The organism is Paenibacillus sp. FSL R5-0519, from assembly GCF_037974275.1.
Taxonomy (GTDB): domain Bacteria; phylum Bacillota; class Bacilli; order Paenibacillales; family Paenibacillaceae; genus Paenibacillus.
Genome location: NZ_CP150234.1, coordinates 1,838,778 through 1,857,182, shown reverse-complemented (window position 1 = coordinate 1,857,182; position 18,405 = coordinate 1,838,778). Strand labels below are relative to the sequence as shown.

At 46.0% G+C, this 18,405-nt stretch carries 17 protein-coding genes and 1 other annotated feature; of the genes, 2 read left to right on the top strand and 15 right to left on the bottom strand.

What is annotated here, in order from left to right:
- Positions 1-637: 637 nt before the first annotated feature.
- On the top strand, positions 638-3,313 hold the full coding sequence (locus MKY73_RS08310; protein ID WP_339306771.1) for a YhgE/Pip domain-containing protein: 2,676 nt from the start codon (positions 638-640) through the stop codon (positions 3,311-3,313).
- 91 nt (positions 3,314-3,404) lie between these two features.
- Here the strand turns inward: MKY73_RS08310 and MKY73_RS08305 are convergent, their stop codons facing one another.
- The 8 genes from MKY73_RS08305 to lspA form a co-directional block, all read right to left on the bottom strand.
- Positions 3,405-4,709, bottom strand: a complete 1,305-nt coding sequence (locus MKY73_RS08305; protein WP_339306769.1) for a DUF6080 domain-containing protein — start codon at positions 4,707-4,709, stop codon at positions 3,405-3,407.
- A gap of 218 nt (positions 4,710-4,927) precedes the next feature.
- Positions 4,928-5,248 (bottom strand): EamA family transporter, encoded by a 321-nt coding sequence (locus MKY73_RS08300; RefSeq protein WP_339235883.1) that lies wholly within the window; start codon positions 5,246-5,248, stop codon positions 4,928-4,930.
- The gene (locus MKY73_RS08295; protein WP_339306768.1) at positions 5,235-5,564 is read right to left on the bottom strand and encodes an EamA family transporter; all 330 of its coding nucleotides are present in this window, start codon (positions 5,562-5,564) and stop codon (positions 5,235-5,237) included. The genes MKY73_RS08300 and MKY73_RS08295 overlap by 14 nt, the downstream gene beginning before the upstream one ends.
- Positions 5,552-6,184, bottom strand: coding sequence for an HAD family hydrolase (locus tag MKY73_RS08290; RefSeq protein WP_339306766.1), 633 nt, complete (start codon positions 6,182-6,184; stop codon positions 5,552-5,554). Before MKY73_RS08290 ends, MKY73_RS08295 begins: the two co-directional genes overlap by 13 nt.
- Before the next feature lie 18 nt (positions 6,185-6,202).
- Positions 6,203-7,093, bottom strand: a complete 891-nt coding sequence (locus tag MKY73_RS08285) for a decaprenyl-phosphate phosphoribosyltransferase (protein WP_339308529.1) — start codon at positions 7,091-7,093, stop codon at positions 6,203-6,205.
- Between the two features lie 213 nt (positions 7,094-7,306).
- The gene (locus tag MKY73_RS08280) at positions 7,307-8,560 is read right to left on the bottom strand and encodes an LL-diaminopimelate aminotransferase (protein ID WP_339306764.1); all 1,254 of its coding nucleotides are present in this window, start codon (positions 8,558-8,560) and stop codon (positions 7,307-7,309) included.
- A gap of 110 nt (positions 8,561-8,670) precedes the next feature.
- On the bottom strand, positions 8,671-9,642 hold the full coding sequence (locus MKY73_RS08275) for an RluA family pseudouridine synthase (protein ID WP_339308527.1): 972 nt from the start codon (positions 9,640-9,642) through the stop codon (positions 8,671-8,673).
- Entirely contained in the window at positions 9,626-10,120 is a 495-nt protein-coding gene (gene lspA / locus MKY73_RS08270) for a signal peptidase II (RefSeq protein ID WP_091028497.1), read from the bottom strand. The genes MKY73_RS08275 and lspA overlap by 17 nt, the downstream gene beginning before the upstream one ends.
- Before the next feature lie 221 nt (positions 10,121-10,341).
- Between lspA and MKY73_RS08265 the strand changes: the two genes are divergently transcribed.
- Entirely contained in the window at positions 10,342-11,079 is a 738-nt protein-coding gene (locus tag MKY73_RS08265; RefSeq protein ID WP_339306762.1) for a TraR/DksA C4-type zinc finger protein, read from the top strand.
- Positions 11,080-11,109: 30 nt separating this feature from the next.
- On the opposite strand, the gene MKY73_RS08260 is transcribed toward MKY73_RS08265, so the two are convergent.
- The 7 genes from MKY73_RS08260 to MKY73_RS08230 all read right to left on the bottom strand — a co-directional run bounded on the left by MKY73_RS08260 (position 11,110) and on the right by MKY73_RS08230 (position 18,400).
- Entirely contained in the window at positions 11,110-11,466 is a 357-nt protein-coding gene (locus MKY73_RS08260; protein WP_339306761.1) for a DUF5665 domain-containing protein, read from the bottom strand.
- A 165-nt stretch (positions 11,467-11,631) separates the two neighbouring features.
- Entirely contained in the window at positions 11,632-14,730 is a 3,099-nt protein-coding gene (gene ileS, locus MKY73_RS08255; RefSeq protein ID WP_339306759.1) for an isoleucine--tRNA ligase, read from the bottom strand.
- Positions 14,731-15,159: 429 nt separating this feature from the next.
- Positions 15,160-15,451 (bottom strand) — a binding site (T-box leader).
- Positions 15,452-15,508: 57 nt separating this feature from the next.
- Complete coding sequence (locus MKY73_RS08250; RefSeq protein ID WP_339235898.1) at positions 15,509-16,018, bottom strand: DivIVA domain-containing protein; 510 nt, start codon at positions 16,016-16,018, stop codon at positions 15,509-15,511.
- A gap of 147 nt (positions 16,019-16,165) precedes the next feature.
- Positions 16,166-16,948: a YlmH/Sll1252 family protein gene (locus tag MKY73_RS08245; RefSeq protein ID WP_339256407.1), complete on the bottom strand. Its 783-nt coding sequence runs from the start codon at positions 16,946-16,948 to the stop codon at positions 16,166-16,168.
- A 15-nt stretch (positions 16,949-16,963) separates the two neighbouring features.
- Entirely contained in the window at positions 16,964-17,224 is a 261-nt protein-coding gene (locus MKY73_RS08240) for a YggT family protein (RefSeq protein ID WP_090810047.1), read from the bottom strand.
- A gap of 16 nt (positions 17,225-17,240) precedes the next feature.
- Positions 17,241-17,708: a cell division protein SepF gene (locus MKY73_RS08235; RefSeq protein ID WP_253439303.1), complete on the bottom strand. Its 468-nt coding sequence runs from the start codon at positions 17,706-17,708 to the stop codon at positions 17,241-17,243.
- A complete protein-coding gene (locus MKY73_RS08230) occupies positions 17,699-18,400 on the bottom strand; it encodes a YggS family pyridoxal phosphate-dependent enzyme (protein WP_339306758.1) in 702 nt (233 codons plus the stop codon). The genes MKY73_RS08235 and MKY73_RS08230 overlap by 10 nt, the downstream gene beginning before the upstream one ends.
- Between the last annotated feature and the right edge of the window lie 5 nt (positions 18,401-18,405).

The window sequence follows — 18,405 nt, the reverse complement described above, 5'->3', positions numbered from 1 at the left end:
CGTGTTTATTGGCAAGGAGTCTCCGAACTTCAGACAGCTCTGAAGAAAGTTTACTCTCGGGGATGCATCGCTTCATTTGCCGCAGCAAAAAACGATGTATCGTTCACGTTACCTTGCCAGTCTCACGGGACTGATTTAAAGGTGCTATTCATGTCGTTCATATTGCAGGACCTCACAGGGTTCTGTAATCAATATGTCCGTTTGTCTTCATGAATTATGACAGAAAGACAACCCCCTGTCAACACCTCACCATCGCAGGTGAAAACCCTCTGCTACGTTCTTGTTAGAATCAGCAGTTAGCCTGAAAAACATCCATGCACAATTCATCTCATTGGTTATTCATAATTATACAACATTTCTGCATATTTATCCATAGGCAAATGAGAAATTTGATATAACCAAAATAAACCTCTGCCTATGCTTAAGTAGACACAAAACACTTCTTTTTGGAACAAGCAGTCAGTTTCATCTTACCTAATATATGCAGGCTCTGCATTAGTACCCACTGAAATGGGTACAGTTTATAAACATAAACCCATTCATAGATGCTGCTGTAATGCCGATATACATAAGATTCGCAGCTATGCGACATGGAATTAATATACGCCCTACATTTATGTACATTTAGGAGGAAGTCATGCGTCACATTTGGCACGTTTACAAAACAGACTGGTTGCATATTCTGAAGGTTCCCACAGGTATATTTCTAATTGTGGCTATCATCTTACTGCCCGGGGTGTATGACTGGGTCAACGTGAAGTCCGTATGGGACCCGTACAGTAACACCCAGGGGATCAAAATCGCAGTGACAACTGAAGACGAGGGTGCAACTGTTGCAGGAACCAATGTCAATATCGGAGATGAACTGGTATCCAGCCTCAAACACAACGAAAAGCTGGGCTGGACTTTTGTAGATCGGAGCGAGGCCAGTCGGGGTGTACAAACAGGAGATTATTATGCAAGTCTGCTCATTCCCGGAGATTTTTCATCCAAAATTACAGGCATCGTTGACGGAAAGCTGGAGCGCCCGGAGGTCATCTATACCGTTAACGAGAAGGTGAATGCCATTGCTCCCAAAATCACAGGCTCTGGTGTGTCTGCCATCACAACACAAATCAATGAAAATTTCACTGAAGCCGTCAGTGAGGCTGTTCTAACCAAGTTGAAGGAAGCCGGGGTTGAAATTAATGCCCAGCTTCCAACTTTGCGCAAGATGGAGAATGGCATTTTCACACTGGAGAAAAATCTCCCGGCCATTCAAGCCGCAGGTCAAAAGGTACTGGAAGTGGAAAAAGCCATGCCTGAGATTGTAAAAGATGCTCAAAAGATCGTTGAGATCGAAAGAAAACTGCCTGAAATCAATGAAGCGGCAAAGTATGTGCTCAAGGTGCAGGAGTATTGGCCCCAAATTAATGATGCAGCTTCCGAAGTACTGGCTATTCAAGGTCGGATACCGGATATACAAAAAGCGGTAGAACGCATTCGAGAAGTGGATGAAAACTTTGGTCAGGTATCAGCTGTCATCCAAACGGCGCTGGATAAAACCAATAAAGCTCTGTCTATCGTAACGGCCGCGGAGCAAGATTTGGACAAAGTATCCCAAATCGCTGGCAACGGGATTGAGCTTGCAGAGGGATTAAATCAGTTCGTGGATTCCAGTGAGGATGCGTTTCAGGCTATTGGCCCAACGATCCGCCAGAATTTGCTGCTGGTACAGCAGATTACTAACGCTGCTGGAGACGTATTTGCACAATTGCAAAATTCGGATCTGGATAACCTGCCCACAGCAGAAGATCTGGACCGGATTGCTGCACGCTTGGGGATTGCGGTAAAACTCGTTGACAGTATGGCAAACCTACTGGGCAAAATAGACAACTTGCTTCCAAGCCATCCACTTGCCGATCAAATTCAGCAGTTGAACTCCGTTTCAGATAAACTACAGTTGCAAATTCGTCTGGCTGGCATCATGAGTGATGCCATGCGTCGCAATACTACGCCGCCCGCTGACGTCATCGCTCAGTTGAATTTGCTCTCTAAAGACATTAGCAGCGGCATTGGCAATCTCTTGAACACGTATGAGAGCGACATATCGCCGGCTCTATCAGCGGGAGCGGATAAACTAAGATCCATCCTCTCCACTTCAGCAAGTACACTGCAGGGAGCAAGAGATCGAATTCCGGATATTGCGGATATTCTTGCATTTGCCAAAGAAGGCATTACGTTTGGGCAGACCGAGTTGACCAAAATCCAGAGCGAACTGCCTCAAATCCAATCCAAGATCCATGAGATATCGGAGACACTTGCCAATAAAAGTGAAGGTTTTATCCAGGCTTTGAACACCGTCTCTTCTTTCATTCGGACCGATCTGCCCAAGCTGGGAACCAAACTGAACGAAGCGGCTGATTTTGTTCGTAATGATCTGCCTAATGCCGAGAAACAAATAGGCAAGGCATCCAATTTTGTTCAGAACCAGCTTCCGGAGGTCGAAAAAGGAGTACATCGTGTTGCCACGCTGGTACGTGATGATCTGCCAGCATTGGAAAGTGCCATCAGCAAGGCTGCAGACAAACTTAGGGAAGTTGAAGGTAATAACCAGTTTGCCGAGCTCGCCAAACTTTTGCGCGGCGATATCGAAGAAGAGAGTGATTTCCTTGCAAGTCCAGTACAAATCAAGGAACAACAGCTTTATCCGATTCCGAACTATGGATCGGCCATGTCACCCTTTTATGGCGTGCTGTCCTTGTGGGTCGGCTCAACACTGTTGATTTCTCTTCTTCGTGCCGAAGCTGAGAATCCAGAGGGCAGGTTCCGCGGATATGAATTATATCTTGGACGTCTCGCTACTTTTCTGACCATTGGCTTACTTCAGGCGATAATCGTCACCTTGGGAGATATCTTAATTTTGGGTACCTATGTTGCAGATAAACTGTGGTTTGTTCTGTTTGCCATGCTGGTGAGTACCGTATTTGTCACCATCACGTACACGCTGCTGTCCGTTTTTGGGAATATCGGAAAAGGGATCGCCATCATCTTTATGGTGTTCCAGTTCTCCAGCTCCGGTGGTACGTTCCCAATCAGCATGACATCCCCCTTTTTCCAGGCATTGAATCCGTTCATGCCCTTCACGTATGCGATCAGTCTGCTGCGTGAGTCGGTCGGTGGTATATTGTGGTCTACTGCCATCAAGGATATTCTGTGGTTGTGTATGTTCATCGCGCTGAGTCTCATTGTTGCTCTCGCTTTGAAACGCCCACTCAGCAGTCTCACCAAACGTTCAGCCGAGAATGCCAAGAAGACCAAAATTATTGCTTAACTCATTAGCTTGACACAAATAAAGATAAGGCCATAGGACTTTCCATCCCATGGCCTTATCTTATTTCCTTATATGAATCGCTGCATCTTGATTATTTCACTGACCGGTCCTGTTCCAATTGATCATAGGATTGCTTGATTGTTGTTAATGTTTCTACGTGGCGATAGATGTTGTTACTTGCCGTAACGATAACACATAACATGATTAAGCCTATAATCGCTTTTTTCCCCAATCCCGGACGCAGGCTGATGACGAATCCTCCACCCAACAGGAAGAACGCAAACAGATAGTGTCCCGCATACAGGTACATATCATATTGAAATACTGCCAGACCAAAGCCCACGACTACATGAAGCAAAAAGGCAAACAGAATATATGGCACAAGTGTCCACACTTCACGTTCACGAATGCCCTTGATGAAGCCCATGAGTGCCAGTAATAAAATTAAGATACCTGTAATCTGTACAACGATTGGATTGGAACGGGATAGATCCGTAACAAATGCAGCCATGCCCGGGTCCAGTAAATGCATCTTCGGTGTCATCATCGGATTGATGGTTAACATGTTCAATGCTTTCCAGTGAATGGCGAACTGGAATGGTGTTGCATAGCTAGTTCCACCATTTTGAATGCCCAATAGCCAGTTACTAACCCAGCTGCGACCTCCAAATGCAACATATTGAACACCTGTTAATACGGCAATCATCAGAACTGCCAGTGCCATGATGCCGATGTATTTTTTCAAATTCGCCTTATCACGCCATGCATGCATATTGAAGAAAGTGGCAGCTGCAAACGGTACAATATTGGTCGAGGTTAGTCCGAAGTTAATGGACGCAATCAATGCATTAGGTACATAACGTACGTCCTGACGCTCACGAGTATACTGCATGTAAACCACGGAGAACAGAATAACGAACTGTACATAAGGATAAGAATCCGGGATCAACGCGGTATACATCAGGTAGGAACTGAAACCAAACAGTAAGGCGAACAGCAAAGGTACGATGGTTGGTTTATCTTCTTTTTGACTCAGGAACAGATACGCCAGCACCACCGAACCCGCATTTACCAGCGATTGCAGGACTAGAAAGAACCAGTTACCTCCCAGCAGCTTCGCTACAGCCGCAACGGTGACTGCCAAAAAGGAAATCAGCGGATGAATAACAGAAGAACTGTTGTCCCCATAATACATTGAAGGATCAAAGTTGAATAAATTGAGTGGAAACAGCGTCGTATTAAAAGGGCTATACTTCCCAAGCAATTCCGCATTATTTTCAATGTACAGAACGTACGAGCCGTTCATTAAACCATAAAATAGAGCAAATCCTGCAAACAGGTAAAAGGCTGTCCAGTTGGCTCTGCGATTATAAAATAAGTAGTCCAAAAATTTCATGCTTTCATTCACATCCAATAATTTTATAAAAAAACTATATAATTTGATCTAATCATTTATACAAAAACGGAGAGGACAGAAAAGACCTGAAAAAGCGGAGCGTTCGCCTTTATCACCGGATTTCCCCTTAAGAAAAGGAATCAAAAAATCCGGGGATAACAGCGATTGGAAGGTTATTCTGTCATCGTAGTGCTCGTATAAATAATGGATAGTCCAAATTAGAACACCAGTAAACATAGGCCACCCATAATACACGCCACGCCAATCCAGCGTAAAGGCCCCACTGCCTCTTTAAATACCAGCATCGCAATGATCAGAGTCCAAACATAGGTTAATGCGTTGGCAGGCAGTACTACGGTTAATGGGAGAAACTTCAACAATACAATATTCAGCAACGCACCGGTTCCGTAGAATCCGAGTCCCATGAGTACATGCAGACGATTGCGACTAGATGCATAAGCCTTCAGTCCAGCCCCGCCCAGTGCACCACACAATGTCATGACAACTAAAACGGCAACCATCCAGCTATCGATCAACACTGGTTAATGTCACCCCGATTCCAAGCAACATAACTGCTGCCAGCTTCTGCACCGTAATTTCTTCCCCAAGCAAAAAATATCCATAGATTAAGGCAAATACGTAGCTGGCACACATCAGAGGATAAGCAACGGAGAGTTTTTCCAGAGCAAAAGCTTTAATCATCAAAATCGCTCCAAGTCCATAACACAGAAAACCAACACCAAGGTAAATCCACTCGGTTAGTCCCCATTTCCAGAACAATTGACCCGTTGCTGTCAGAAATGCGGAAACGAGCATCAACCATTTACCGGTATGACGCGATTTTATTTCCCCCACGTTAATGCCTCCATGTCCGGAACACGCTTGTTAATAAAGTATCGTTGACTCACTAGCTGCATGACTGGAAGGTCCGATAAGGAGTCCGAGTAGGAACATGACTGGTCATAGTCAATGACCATATTTTTCTCACTCAGATAAGCCTGAATTCGGCGTACCTTCTCTTCCCCTTTGCAATTGCTGCCATCAATTCTGCATGTGTAACCATTCGCATGACGGACAAGCTCAGTTCCAATGACATGATCGACCCAGGGAAAGTTTTTAAAGTATTTCATATAGGCATGCGGAGAAGCGGTGACCAGCAAGACATGATACCCTGCTTCTTTGCGATGCTGCATCTCTACACTGGCCTCTGCAAAAATGGACGTACGCAAGCGGGTATCGAAGAAATGTTCGAGATCTTTTTCAGACATACGCTCAATTTCTTGAAAGTAGGATCGTTTGACTTGTTCAACAGTCATGAAGCCTGCCTTGAATAAAACAGTATGTAATGCGATGACAGGTAATCTCCATACCTGCCACGGGTAACGGCGAACACCGTAGTGCACAAATTGAAACATGGAATCACTGCGTATGATCGTTTTATCAATATCAAAAATTGCGACTTTCGTGCTTTTCACCCTGATCCCCCTCAGCCTTTATTCAAAGATAGTAAAAATGGTAACAACACTGATCACATACAAAATCACCGTAATTAATATGGGCTTGTCCTCAAACAGTACACGATCGGGCGAGCCGCCCTGGTTCTTCATGTGGATCAGATACAGATAACGGAACATGCCGTAAATGACCAGTGGAATGGTCCACATCAGGTGAATGGTGCGATCTGAAGTGAATGTGAATAGAGAGTAACTGATAATCGTAGCTGTCGTCACAATCGTATTGAATTGATCCAGCAACGTTATGGAGTAGTTATCCAAAACCTTACGGTGTGATCCCGTATTCCCCTCAAGCAGCGTAAGTTCATTTCTGCGTTTGCCAATAGCCAAAAACAACGACAACAGCATGGTACAGATCAAAAACCACGGTGTGAATGGTACATGGATCAGCACACCTCCTGCAATGGCACGAAGTACAAAGCCGGCTGCTATGGTCATCATATCCAGGATAACGAGATGTTTCAGGACAAATGAATATGATACATTCAATAGGAAATAAACAATACATAACACGCCGAATAGAGGGTTCATCATGAAGGCCGTTCCTAAGGAAAGCATTAACAGAATAATGCCAAACAACAAAGCATGACTCGGATTCACCTGCCCAGAAGCCATGGGACGATATTTTTTAACTGGATGCTGTCGATCTCTGTCCCGGTCTACAAAGTCATTTAAAATATAAACACAGCCTGCGACGAGGCTAAATAGAATAAAACCAAGCAACGTCGCAAGAATGGTTTCCGTTCGAATCTCCTCAAAAGAGAATAGCAACGCAGCAAATAACAGCAGATTTTTCGTCCACTGTTTGGGTCTTAACAATCTAATTAATCCTGACACTGTACTGCCTGTTCCTGTAGCCGGTGAGGACACCGTACTTGTTCGTGATGATAACAATTGTAATAACTCCCTTCAAAAACAACTTCTGTATATAACAAATAACGTAAAGATCTAATCATATGTTGCTTGTATAATTTTGTAAAGGGAGTAAATCAAAAAAATTCTAATATGAGCATAAAAAAAGAGACCGTTACCGGTCTCTTCGTTTTCATATGTTTAATCTATAGGGAGGGTGTTACATTTCAATTAAAATTCGAATTGTACGTCACTCAGGCGACGTTTGATCTCAGCAATAACACGTTTCTCTTCCTCTTCACCCTTCGCTTCAAAGGTTACGGAGAAACGAACAAAGTTACCTGCATCATCCCAAGGTACGGATGAGATCAATTTCTCACGGATCAGGAATTGGGAGAAATCTTCACCGGATTCGAAGCGACGTCCGCCAACCACACCTTTAGGTGCTTCCACATACAGGAAGAATGAACCTTTAGGTTTTTCAGCCTGGAAGCCCAGTTCGTTCAATGCGGCAACGAGCATGTCGTGACGACGGGAATATTTCTCTGCAATTTTCTCCGTAATTTCTGGGTGATTCAATCCATAAGCAGCAGCCTTTTGAATCGCGATGAACTGACCGGAGTCATTGTTGTCCTTCACGTCGCTGAATGCTTTGACTACAAGCGGGTTACCCGCTACGAATCCGATTCTCCAACCCGTCATGTTGTAGGACTTGGATAGAGAGTGCAGCTCTACGCCGACATCCTTCGCTCCAGGTACGGACAGGAAGCTGAACGGTTTTTTGCTATCATACGTCAATGCTGCGTATGGAGCATCATGTACAACCACTACGTTATATTTCTTAGCCCACTCAACAACTTCAGTGAAGAACTCCACCGTTGCGCTTGCGCCTGTTGGGTTGTTCGGGTAGTTCAGGTAGAGCAACTTCGCACGCTTTGCGATGTCTTCCGGAATAGCCGTCAGATCAGGCAGGAAGTTGTTTTCTTTCGTCAATTGAATGTTGAACACTTCTCCACCCAGATATTTTGTGTGTGTACCCATAACCGGGTAACCTGGAACGGTCATGATGGTCACATCACCCGGATTGATGAAGCATGAAGGCATCATCGCCAAAGCCGGTTTGGAACCAATGGAGTGCACGATTTCAGTATCAGCATCGATACCTTCTACGTTAAATACGTTTTTCAGGTAAGAAGCAGCAGCAGCCTTGAATTCAGGAATACCATTGTCGGCATAACCACGGTTCTCAGGTCTGGAAGCTTCTTCTGCAAGTGCAGCTACAATGCCTGCATCCGCCATTTCATCCGGTTCACCTACACCAAGGTCAATCAGTTCCACATCGGGAAAATCTTTTTTGGCCGAAGCTTTGGCACGTTTGATTTTCTCAAATTTATAAATGTTCGTGTCTTTACCATAGTTGGAGCCACCGATACGGTCGGCAAAATTAGTCTGAATGTAAGTTTCTTGATATTTATCGATACTCATAACGTTGTTCATCTCCTCATTTGACGCAAATTTCTACACTTTAATATGAAGCATTTGCGTGATCAAAGCCATGGACAAAGTATCCGAACATTTGTACTTTCTTGGAGCTGTTAACGACTGCGTAGCGAAGCAAGAACGTCCTCCATATCTTGAGGAAGCGGAGCTGAAAATTCAAGGTATTCTCCCGATGTTGGATGCACAAATCCAAGAATGGCCGCATGAAGAGCCTGTCCTTGCATTTTAATGCCTTTATTACGTCCATACGTTGGATCTCCTACAAGCGGGTGACCAATAAATTTCATGTGAACCCGAATCTGGTGAGTACGTCCTGTCTCCAGTTTCAATTCCAGCAAGGTGTAATCATTAATCCGCTCTGTCACGGTAAAATGCGTAACGGCATGTTTACTGTTACGTTCCGTGACCGTATACATTTTGCGGTCATTGGTATCTCGTCCAATCGGTGCATCAATAGTCCCTTGATCATGGTTAAGATGACCATGAACAAGCGCAATATACCGTCTGTTCACCGTATGGTCCTTCAACTGGGCAGCCAGTGATGCGTGAGCGCGATCGTTCTTGGCAGCCATGATCAGGCCTGATGTATCCTTATCGATACGATGCACAATGCCAGGGCGCAGCTCGCCATTAATACCCGAGAGGTCTTTGCAATGATACATGAGTGCATTAACGAGAGTACCCGACGTATGTCCTGGTGCTGGATGCACCACAAGACCACGCTGTTTGTTAATCACGATCAGGTCACTGTCTTCATATACCACTTCCAGTGGAATATCTTCAGCAACGATCTCCACAGAAGTTGGTTCCGGAATCTGTAACTCCACCAGATCGCCTTCGGATAACTTGGCATTGGCTTTGACAACAGCACCATTTACCGTAACCATTCCGTCCCCGATCCACAATTGAACTTGGGAGCGAGATACGTTATCCACGGCTTCCGTAATATATTTGTCAATTCGTTCTTTTTTATGTTCAGCGGCAACGGTCCATTCCATACGTTCATTGCCATTCATTAGTTCTTCGTCGTTAATCTGTTCCTTATTCGGATTACTCATGATGTTCATTCCCTTCAATCTTCGCGGCAGCTTTTTCGCGCCGTCCTTCAAGTAACGTCTCCACAATGATCAACGCTACACCGATGCAGATTGCCGAGTCTGCGATGTTAAAAATGGGAAACGTATAACTTCCAAAATTAAGTTGTACAAAATCCACAACTTCTCCGGTCAATGCCCGGTCAAGGAAGTTGCCAATTGCTCCACCAAGCACCAAACTAAGCGCCACAGGCAGCAATTTGTGCGGGGTATCTTTTACTTTTTGCAAATACCAAATCAAGGCAACGACCACAATCAACGTAACCACGATAAAGAACCAACGCTGGTCCTGCAGAATGCCAAAAGCTGCTCCTGAGTTACGATGTGATGTGATGACAAAGAAATTGCCGATGACCGGAATTTCTTCTCTGAGTTCCATCCGGGTTGCAATCAGATACTTGGTTCCCTGATCCAATAAAAATACGATAAAAGCGAGGATATAATACACCACGTTTGTTTGTCACTCCGTTCTTGTCTTTTCCAAACGATACCAGGCTTACGCCAGACTTGTTTATTGTAGCACAGCTGTTTGGAAATCGTCCACGACGCGCTACATCGCAATGCTCATGGCAAAAACGATAACATTTCCCTTCTGTAATCTTGCCCATAATGGCACATCCTACAATAGAGTCAACATCCGGATTCCAGCATGAAATCAGAAAGGGGAAAATCATGTCACATTTTACTGCTGAACAACAGCATTTTTTACGTTCTCAACTGATGTCCGATAAGCGCGATATTGAACATAGACTGTCGGAAAACGAGCATTACGGCCTTGGAGACTCCCTTAAACTACAGACTGGTGAACTATCACCGATTGATAACCATCCTGGCGACTTAGCCACGGAAGTGTATGAGCGCGAAAAGGATATTTCCCTGTTGGAACATGATGAATTCCAATTGGAGCGAATCGATTCTGCACTGCACTCCATCGAAGAAGGACATTATGGTACATGTGCAGTCTGCCAGCAACCCATTCCTTATGAACGCATGGAAGCTGTTCCCTACACGAAATACTGCAAAAAACATCAACCGGAAACCGTTGTCTCCGAAAACCGCCCTGTAGAGGAAGAGTTCCTCGCCCCGGCATTCGGTAGAACAAGTCTGGACGAGCGTGATGATCAAAACGGCTTCGATGGTGAGGACACCTGGCAGATTGTTGAAAGCTGGGGCACATCGAACTCGCCAGCCATGGCTGAAGGACGAGATATCGACAGCTATGATGTTATGGCCATTGAAGCCACCGATGAAGTGGAGGGCTGCGTTGAAGCGTACGAAAGCTTCGTTGCAACAGACATCTATGGTCATGACGTCTCCATCGTGCGCAATCGGCAATATCGCCAGTATCTGGAGAACCGTGAGGGCGAGGGTCTGTTAGAACCGGATATGGAGACGGATGACATTTACTAACTCTAACTTAATATCATTCACCTTAATTGCTTAATAGGTGTTCATATCAAGCTGACGCTGGACAATACGCACAATATCAGCGATGTAGTCTCCAACAATGGGAAGATTGAGCGCCCCGAGTAACTGTAAAACGTAAATAATCGTTGCTGCGAAAAAGGTAAACCCAATCGCGATCCCCACACCTCGTGCGGCTCCAGACAACAAGTTAAGTCCGATTAATTTCCATGGTCTGTTCAGCAATTCTGTGTATTGCCCAATCCGTGAACGTTCCAGTTCATTCGCCAGACGGTTCGTCAGGGTATGCAGCTCTTCAATTTTGTCATGTGAATTCAGATGATCTGATGTTGATGGTGTAGCCGTTGCTGTTTGCTTGTCATGTTCGCTCATGTTTTGGTCAGTTCCTTTGATCAATATAGATTGACTGCACTATAGAATCATTTCCTTTTTGCCTAAAAAACAAACGAGCCCAGAACTAGGGAAAATGTCCCTGCCTCTGCGGCTCGTTTGTTTATGCTCTATATGCTCTCCCTGTTGAATGGAAAATGCTTCGAATTATGCTTCGATGTAAATACCGATCGATTTGCCTCCGGCTTCAACACGTTCCATGGACTGATTCGAGCCAAATGTCACTTCGGTTACGAGAACATTCTCACGCAACACATCATCAAACGCCTGAATAGCTTCCTGTAGGGATGAATCCACATCCAGTGTCAAACGTACTCTTTTCTCAATCGGCAAGTCCAGTCGTTTCCGGGTATCCTGCACAGCACGAACCACTTCACGAACCCAGCCTTCTTGTTCCAGTGCTGCTGTGATTTCAGTATTAAGCGCAACCGTCAAACCGTAACCCGATGCTGAAGCAAAACCTGATTTGGCCTGTTTATCAACCAATAATTCTTCGCTCGTCACTTGCAGCTCTTCGCCTTCCGGAGAAACGATGTTCAGCACACCCTCCGAAACGATTTTACGCGTATCATCAGCCGACATTCCCTTGAAGAAGTTTTGCAGGAATCCTACGTTTTTACCGTATTTCTTACCTGCAACTTTCAGGTTCAGCTTCAATGTAAAGTCAACGAATTCCGCATCGTTATGCTCCGTACGGATTCCTTTTACATTAATCTCTTCCTTGATGATCTCTTCATAACTTGCCAGGTCAAAGCCTTTATCCAGGGAAACGATCAATTCGGACAGCGGCTGACGTGTCTTGATGCCTGTTTCGTTACGAACGTTACGGGCAAGTTCAACCACACGGCGAGCCGTCTCCATATCCTGTTCCAGTCCTGCATCAATTAGCGATTCATTCGCTACCGGATAATCTTCCATGTGCACACTCTCGCCTGTTGCAAGGTTCAGATAGATATCTTCTGCAAGCATCGGCGTAAACGGAGCAACCAGTTTTGCAGTAGTCACCAATACCTCAGTCAATGTGCGGTAAGCATCCAGTTTATCCTCTGTCAGGCCACTTCCCCAGAACCGGTCACGGGAACGACGGATATACCAGTTACTCAGCTCATCGACAAATGCTTCAATCGCTTTGGAGGAGTTCAGATAGTCGTTAACCAACAGCGCTTTTTCTACAACGAGGATCAGACTGTTCAGCCTGGACAGAATCCAGCGATCCAGCTTGTGTGCGGACAGTTGGAACGGGTGCTCCTGCGGATCAAATCCATCAATGGTAGCATACAGCGTCAGGAATGCATGGGTGTTGACCAGTGTATCCACCATTTTGGATTTGGCTTCGCCCACGATACCTTTGGAGAACCGTTTGCTGTTCCATGGTGCACTGTCAGACAACAAAGCCCAGCGGAATGCATCAGTACCGTATTCTTCAATTACTTCCCAAGGATCGATAACGTTACCTTTGGATTTGGACATCTTCTGTCCGTTCTCATCAAGAACGTGTCCTGTAGCCATAACTGCTTTGTACGGCGCTTTGCCTGTCAAAAGGGTGGAAACCGCCAGCAAGCTGTAGAACCAGCCACGTGTCTGGTCAATTCCCTCACAGATCATATCAGCAGGGTACTGCTGTTCAAATACTTCTTTATTTTCAAATGGATAGTGCTGCTGGGCAAACGGCATGGAGCCGCTGTCGAACCAGACATCGATCACTTCCGGTGTACGTTTCATTTCATATTTGCCACAAGAGCTCATGACTTTAACGTCATCCACATATGGTTTATGCAATTCAAGATTCTCAGGCACATCACCAACCGCACGAGCACGCAATTCTGCAATGCTGTGTGGAGCAAATTGTTCACCAGTCTCCTCGCACACCCAGATGTTCAACGGAGTTCCCCAATAACGATCACGGCTGATGTTCCAATCCACCAAATCCTCAAGGAATTTACCGAAACGTCCTTCACGAACGTGACCCGGGTACCAATCCACCTCACTATTGTTGGCAATCAATTGGTCCTTGATGGCTGTTGTTTGGATAAACCAGCTGTCCATTGCATAATACAGAAGCGGTGTATCACAACGCCAGCAGAATGGATAGCTGTGCTCATATTTTTCTTTGCTGAACAGACGTCCATTCTCAGACAGATATCGTACGATATCAATATCACAGTCCTTCACGAAACGTCCGGCAAAGTCAGTAACCTCAGCGACAAATTTACCTTCCAGGTCCACCATGTTTACAAAGCTGATTCCATTCTCACGACATACACGGTAGTCATCTTCACCATGGGCAGGAGCCATGTGTACGATACCCGTACCACTTGCATCCGTTACAAAGCCTGCGCCCAGAATGATGTTGGCTTTCTCAGCCTGTACGTAGTTAAACGGAGGATCATACGTTTTGCCAACCAGATCGGCACCTTTCAGTGCACCAATGATCTCATACTCACCCTTGGTATCTTTCATCACTTTCTCCACCAGATTGGTTGCCATGATGTACACTTCATCCCCGTGACGTACACGGGAGTAGTCCATTTCCGGATTCACGGCAAGTGCGACGTGTGAAGGCAGCGTCCAAGGTGTCGTTGTCCAGGCAAGCACGAATTCTCCGCTGTCATTCAGCTTGAATTTTGCTGTAGCGCTCAGGTCTTTGACGTCTTTGTACCCTTGTGCAACTTCATGGGAACTCAGTGTTGTCTGGCAAGATGGGCAATACGGACTCACACGGTGACCCCGATACAACAGGCCTTTCTCATGGATTGTCGCGAGGATGTTCCATACACTCTCAATGTAGTTGTTATCAAGGGTGATATATGGGTTATCCATATCTGTCCAATATCCGATACCTTCTGTCAGATCACGCCATTGTTGCTCGTACTCAAATACACTCGCTTTACATTCGTTAATGAATTTCTCTACGCCGTAATCTTCGATTTCCCACTTGTGGGAGATGCCAAGCTTCTTCTGTACACCCAGTTCTACGGGCAGGCCGTGTGTATCCCAACCCGCTTTACGAACAACACGGTAACCCTTCATTGTGTTATAACGACCAACGAAATCCTTGATTACGCGTCCCAGTACGTGACCGATATGCGGTTTTCCGTTCGCTGTAGGCGGCCCTTCATAAAATACAAAGTTTGGCTTGCCCTCGCGGTTTTCGATGGATCTTCTAAATGTATTCTCCGTTTTCCATTTATCCAACACGCGTAATTCTCTGGCACGTGCCTTCTCTTTGACGTCAACTCGTTGCATGGTGATCATCTTCCCTTTCTTTGGTTAAATTGTGGACCGTCCACAAAAAGCGTTTCAATCCCCCTAAATCCCCCTTGCCAAGGGGGACCCCATAGGCGCTCCGCCCTCTGGACACCCGGGATGGCTTGTCGATTGGGGGACAGTTGCGCCGCTTGTGGGCGAGGGTTTATGTGCGTGGTGGCGGCCATTTTGCGGCTTGTTCCCTGCGTGAACGCCGCATGGCCTTACCGCGAGGCGGGTGTTGCCGGGTGCTTCGCTTCCCCGGCGGGCGGCTCTCTCCCTGAGGCACCTTCGGGCCTCATGGACGTTCGCCTTAGCGAACCCTGTGTGCCGGGTGCTTCGCTCTCCCGGCGGGCGGCTCTCTCCTTGAGGCACCTTCGGGCCTCATGGACGTTCGCCTTTTTTGGACACAAAAAAGCCCCATCCCTGGAAAGGGACGAGGCTATGCTCGCGTTACCACCCTAATTCTGTTCATCACAAACCACATCCAGGCAAGCTGGGTATGCTCTGTCATCAACAGCGCTTATGCCCCGCTAAACTACCGCAGGGTGCCGTTATAACGTACGGCTTACGGTTCGGCTTACACACGGCAATCACGATCACCGCTTCAGCGTCACTTCTCCGGGGAGATATTCGGCTATAACTCATCCATTGGTTTGCACCAACCACCAACTCTCTGAGGGATGAGATCATAACGTACTGAACCCGTCATGGAATCACTATTCATTATGAATATAGTTATAGCCTCTTTGCAGACAAAAGTCAACCAGGCGACAGACTAATAAATTTCTTTCATCTCCCGCTCACGGTCACGCACTTCCTGCTCCCGGCTCTCCAGCACTTCCCAACCATCCTGAGTCAACAGTTCAAGCTGCGCTTCAACAAGCGTGCGGAAACGGGCACGATAGATCGATGCCTGCTTTTTCAGTTCCTCTACTTCCAAAGCAATCTTTCGTGATTTACCCAACGCTTCGTTCACGATCCGGTCTGCATTTTTCTCTGCTTCCTTCACGATCAACTGCGCTTCTTTCTTCGCATTATTCTTCACATCATCAGCAGCTTCCTGCGCAATAATGATTGTTTTGCTGAGCGTTTCTTCAATCGTTGCAAAATGATCCAGCTTTTCCTGAACGGACAGCAACTGATTGCTCAGCTCTTTGTTCTCGCGAATGACGCCTTCGTAATCTTTGATGACTTGGTCTAGGAATTCATTGACTTCATCCTCGTCATACCCGCGCAAACGTCGGGAAAATTCCTTGTTGTGTATGTCCAGCGGCGTTAATGGCATGCTGTCCACCTCCTGTAAAAGTTCCTTCCCGTCCAGAGAAGGTTTGCAGCATAAATCTTTGACTTAATGTATATCGGATACACCGCGTATTTTCTACACCTTTATGATAAACATTTCGACAAGAAAGCGGATTTTCCTGCAACAGACTCAGGCAAATTTGCCGATTTTCACTCGGCATCGTCCTTTTTTGGTCATCCCATCCTGTTCAATGACCTTGAAGCGGCCAAATCCCTGAATGGATACGACATCACCCGCTTTAAGCGATTTGGACGGATCTTCCTCAACCTTCCAGTTTACACGACAGCGTCCAGCTTTGATTGGCACCAACACTTTACTGCGACTAAGCCGGTATACATCTGCACAGATTCCATCCAAACGAAGCGAAGCGACTGTAATGTCCATCGTCTCCAGTTTGTTCTCTGACCACCGCATCTGTTCCAAAGGAAGCAACTCTGTGAACACATGTAACCGATGCACCTGATTCAGTTGAAGCGATAAAAAAGCGCCGGTTTCCGCCGCCACCACTGTATGGCAACCGTCCTCCAGCACTTGGATATCCCCGATCTTTCCACGTTTCATCCCAAGTCCGAGCAGGGAACCCATATAGTCCCCGTGCTCCAGCTCTGAGATTTTCTGATCATCAGACGTGATGCTGAGCACCTGCATACCCATATCCTCATCATCCAGATACATGTAATCAGGTGCAACCAGCGCACGCTTTCGCTCAGCAGCCTCGTAACCACCATCCAGACGAATCTGTACGTCATTACGACGATTGACAAGAGTTTGTAAGATAAACACCTGTCTTGGGTCAAGAAAGTCAGTTAGCTTCATCTCATGATACTTGCCTGCACCCTCAACCCAATCTGAAGCCTTATCTACGAAATCTCGCTCATCATGGCTAAAATGTTCGTAAATTTCACCGCTCATCTATGTCACCCTACCCTAATATACAAAATACCGAAGTATGGAGATCAATCCATTAAGCGCAAGTTGAAGAACGATTAGCGCCACAATCGGGGAAATATCCAGTACACCGAACAAAGGTGGGATAAATCGACGGAATGGTCTTAGATATGGCTCCACAAACTTGCCTAGCCATTCACCAATGAAGCTTTCCCGCGCATTGGGAAGCCAAGACATCAATATGTAGACGATGACCATGTAAAAGTAAATCTGGTATAACGTGTACAGCACGCTTTCAATCTGATACAAAAGTGGCTCACCTCATTCTGTTATAATCTTGCTCGCTGTCAGCCAGTATTTCCGTAATTGATCCCTGAATTTCAACCGTATCTGGCGTGCAGAGAAAAATGTTTCCGCCGATTTTGGAAATACCGCCACCCAATGCGTATACCGTGCCACTCAAAAAATCTATAACCCGTAGCGCTTGGTCCTGACGTATCCGCTGCAGGTTTACCACAACGGTACGATGCGAACGCAGATGGTCGGCAATCTCCTGAGCCTCGTCATAAGAACGTGGTTCATACAGGACAACTTTAACATTTTTCTGGGAATGAATGCTCACCACATTATTCCCCCTTTGGTTTCTACGTTTATCGAGACTGGAGGTTTCAGCTTCCTGCTGTTCAGCCTCATTTTCCTCCTGCGAAGCCATCCGTTCACGTTCCACAATCTCTTCCTCTTCCTGAAGTCCGAGGAAATTCATAAATTTATTCATTACGCCCATCGTGAACCCTCCTCTTTTCCTACGAGAATCGATCCCAGCCGTACCCAGGTTGCCCCTTCTTCAATGGCCACTTCAAAATCATTGGACATCCCCATCGACAGCTCAGTTAATGGCTCTGCTGTAAGGGCCTGTCCATTCAATTGATCTCTCAGCTCACGCAATCCACGAAATACAGGACGCGTCAGCTCCGGATCTTCCTCATGAGGTGCCATCGTCATCAGGCCAACGACCTTGAGATTGTTGAACGAACGAATATCACGCAAAAAAGAACTTGCCTGTTCAGGCTGTAAGCCATACTTGCTCTCTTCACCCGAAATATTCACCTGCAAAAACGTTTCCACTTGCATGCCAAGTGAAGCTGCTTTTTTATCCAACTCCTTCGCCAACGACAAACGATCGAGTGAATGTATGTAACGAAACTTCCCGACCACGTCTTTCACCTTGTTCGTCTGCAAATGACCGATAAAATGCCAGGTACCCAGTTGACCAAAAGCTTCCCATTTGGCCTGTGCATCCTGCCACCGATTTTCTCCAATATGCTCAAGACCATGATTCAGCACCGATCCCGTTGTTTCCAGTGAGACATATTTCGTGACTGCAATCACATTCACATCATCACGATGGCGGTTACTGCGCCGACATGCATCCTCGATCTTCTGATTTACCTGTTGTATACGCTCCTCCAATGACACAGAGG

What these genes read in the sequence shown, in the direction of transcription:
- MKY73_RS08265 (WP_339306762.1), top strand. Translation starts at nt 10,342, where the DNA reads ATGTCACATTTTACTGCTGAACAACAGCATTTTTTACGTTCTCAACTG.
- MKY73_RS08275 (WP_339308527.1), bottom strand. Translation starts at nt 9,642, where the DNA reads ATGAACATCATGAGTAATCCGAATAAGGAACAGATTAACGACGAAGAA.
- MKY73_RS08305 (WP_339306769.1), bottom strand. Translation starts at nt 4,709, where the DNA reads ATGAAATTTTTGGACTACTTATTTTATAATCGCAGAGCCAACTGGACA.
- MKY73_RS08235 (WP_253439303.1), bottom strand. Translation starts at nt 17,708, where the DNA reads ATGGGCGTAATGAATAAATTTATGAATTTCCTCGGACTTCAGGAAGAG.
- ileS (WP_339306759.1), bottom strand. Translation starts at nt 14,730, where the DNA reads ATGCAACGAGTTGACGTCAAAGAGAAGGCACGTGCCAGAGAATTACGC.
- MKY73_RS08250 (WP_339235898.1), bottom strand. Translation starts at nt 16,018, where the DNA reads ATGCCATTAACGCCGCTGGACATACACAACAAGGAATTTTCCCGACGT.
- MKY73_RS08280 (WP_339306764.1), bottom strand. Translation starts at nt 8,560, where the DNA reads ATGAGTATCGATAAATATCAAGAAACTTACATTCAGACTAATTTTGCC.
- MKY73_RS08245 (WP_339256407.1), bottom strand. Translation starts at nt 16,948, where the DNA reads ATGAGCGGTGAAATTTACGAACATTTTAGCCATGATGAGCGAGATTTC.
- MKY73_RS08260 (WP_339306761.1), bottom strand. Translation starts at nt 11,466, where the DNA reads ATGAGCGAACATGACAAGCAAACAGCAACGGCTACACCATCAACATCA.
- MKY73_RS08310 (WP_339306771.1), top strand. Translation starts at nt 638, where the DNA reads ATGCGTCACATTTGGCACGTTTACAAAACAGACTGGTTGCATATTCTG.